Raw genomic sequence first — 255 nt, 5'->3', positions numbered from 1 at the left:
CCGACGCCTCGCGCCCCTACCCCTTCTACCTCGCCTATGCGCTGGAGGACGGGCCGGAAGGCTTGGGCGAACCTGAGGACTGGCGGGCGGAGTGGAAATGGGACGGCATCCGGGGCCAGCTCATCCTGCGCGACGGCGACTATTTCGTCTGGTCGCGCGGCGAGGAGTTGATGACGGACCGTTTCCCCGAATTGGCCCGCGCCGCCGATCACCTGCCCCCGGGCACGGTGCTCGACGGCGAATTGCTGGTATGGC

General features: G+C 68.6%; 1 pseudogene. It reads left to right on the top strand.

The window, feature by feature from the left end:
• Positions 1 to 255: pseudogene (locus FCK22_RS18260) on the top strand (ATP-dependent DNA ligase); the annotation flags it as partial.

Source organism: Sulfitobacter sp. 15WGC (genome assembly GCF_005068605.1).
GTDB lineage: Bacteria > Pseudomonadota > Alphaproteobacteria > Rhodobacterales > Rhodobacteraceae > Sulfitobacter > Sulfitobacter faviae.
The sequence above is the reverse complement of the archived record's forward strand: the minus strand, read 5'-3'. Positions and strand labels throughout refer to the sequence as shown.